This is a genomic window from Shewanella sp. SM74, assembly GCF_025653725.1.
GTDB lineage: Bacteria > Pseudomonadota > Gammaproteobacteria > Enterobacterales > Shewanellaceae > Shewanella > Shewanella oncorhynchi.
On record NZ_JAKKRZ010000091.1, the window covers coordinates 1 to 749 of the forward strand.

A 749-nucleotide genomic window follows, 5' to 3' on the forward strand; every position below is an offset into this window, starting at 1 on the left:
CATTGGCACATCGAGAACCTGCAACACTGGGTGCTTGACGTCACTTTTAGGGAAGACTGTTCAAGGATTGGTGACCGTGAAAACGCGAAGAAGATGGCGCTATTTCGTCGTATCGTGCTGAACCTTTTAGAGCAGCATCCGCTAAAAGCCAGCAAACCAACCAAGATAAGAAAAGCTGCATGGAATGGCGATTTTAGGAGCGATATTTTCTTTGGTTAAGAGATTTAACAAAGCTTAATCCCGCCCTGCTCATTGAGCTTCGATCACGACAAATCTCATCGATAGCTTCTTGAATGATTCTAGTTGGCACAGCCGTATTGAATCTTTCAAGCGCTTGGCGAAGACGGTTCTTGAGAACAATATCACTTCGAGTTTCACGCCCAAAGGCTAGCTCTCCTTGGGCATCAGAGCCAAACAATTCGTCCCAACATGTTTGCACTTCCCACCCTAAGCTTTTAAACAAAGCAATAGCTGGCTGCTCAACTAAACCGTCTTCTGTGTCAGGGCGGGATTAAGCTTTGTTAAATCTCTTAACCAAAGAAAATATCGCTCCTAAAATCGCCATTCCATGCAGCTTTTCTTATCTTGGTTGGTTTGCTGGCTTTTAGCGGATGCTGCTCTAAAAGGTTCAGCACGATACGACGAAATAGCGCCATCTTCTTCGCGTTTTCACGGTCACCAATCCTTGAACAGTCTTCCCTAAAAGTGACGTCAAGCACCCAGTGTTGCAGGTTCTCGATGTGCCAATG

3 pseudogenes are annotated in these 749 nt (G+C 45.5%); 1 reads left to right on the plus strand and 2 read right to left on the minus strand.

The annotated features are described in order from the left end of the window. Positions 1-219 (plus strand): annotated as a pseudogene (locus L5M49_RS25105) (ISAs1 family transposase); the annotation flags it as partial. Here L5M49_RS25105 and L5M49_RS25110 read toward each other — a convergent pair. Both L5M49_RS25110 and L5M49_RS25115 read right to left on the minus strand, forming a co-directional pair. Continuing rightward, a pseudogene (locus L5M49_RS25110) lies at positions 194-487 on the minus strand (type I restriction endonuclease); the annotation flags it as partial. The pseudogenes L5M49_RS25105 and L5M49_RS25110 sit on opposite strands and share 26 nt — an antisense overlap. 43 nt (positions 488-530) lie before the next feature. Continuing rightward, positions 531-749: pseudogene (locus L5M49_RS25115) on the minus strand (ISAs1 family transposase); the annotation flags it as partial.